The following is an 828-nucleotide window of genomic DNA, read 5'->3' as shown; positions in this document are numbered from 1 at the left end:
CGCTCTCGATCAGCTGACACGCCCGTAGACGCTCCTCATAGCTGGCCCGCCGTCCCAACCTCGCCATGCATGAATCGTCCCACAGACCATCCCAGAAAGTCCGAAAACCTATGAACGGATTAGATCATGGCCTGCATGGTGGTGAGACGCGCTTACGCCGCAGGTGGGAGCCATTTCCCGGTCCGATCGGTCACGCGCTGTAAAACTATCAAAGGAGGTTGCGGTGGCCGATCCCCTCGCCCCGTTCCGTTGGTTGGAAGCCTCGCGAGGAGACCGCGACGATCTGCTTGGCGAGATTTTCTGCGTGTCCTTTTTTCGCAGGCTCGAACCTGCCGAGGTGCTGCGACGCTTCGGGGCCGGACGCCCAGGGCGAGAGATGACCTTCCATGAACTCCGTGTCAAGGTCTGGAAGTCCATAGCGATGACCGACGACGACTATGTCGGCGTCGTCCAAGCCGGTGAGTGGGGCGTGGCCGTCGAACTGCGGGGTTTCCAGGCGGTGCTGGCCGAGCCGTTGACCGGGCTGTTTCGGGGATGCGCGGTGGCGGCCGTGGGACGGCACGATTATGCGGCGGACAGGTTCGTGTACGCGGTAGATGGCAAGGTCGTCACCAGCTTCACGCCGCACCTGCCAGGCACTCGGTGGGGGAGCGACCCGGACCGGATCAACGAGCTTATGCGTGAAACCGGCTTGCCTCCGGACCGGAGTTCCGCAGTTCCTGGTGGTGCTGGTGACACGGTTATGGGCAACAGGCCAGGTAAGCGGCGTTCGCGGTGGTGGCACAAGGAAGTCCGATCCGTGTCACTAGGAACACCGCTCGACACCTT

1 protein-coding gene is annotated in these 828 nt (G+C 62.7%); it reads left to right on the top strand.

All coding sequences use genetic code 11. The features are described 5' to 3' along the window. Positions 1 to 223: 223 nt before the first annotated feature. A partial coding sequence (locus ACTWPW_RS64405; RefSeq protein WP_443175071.1) for a DUF6461 domain-containing protein occupies positions 224 to 828 on the top strand: 605 nt, incomplete at its 3' end.

This window comes from Nonomuraea sp. KM90 (assembly GCF_052246675.1).
Classification (GTDB): domain Bacteria; phylum Actinomycetota; class Actinomycetes; order Streptosporangiales; family Streptosporangiaceae; genus Nonomuraea.
Note: the sequence above shows the minus strand (reverse complement) of the source record. Positions and strands in the feature narration are given on the sequence as shown.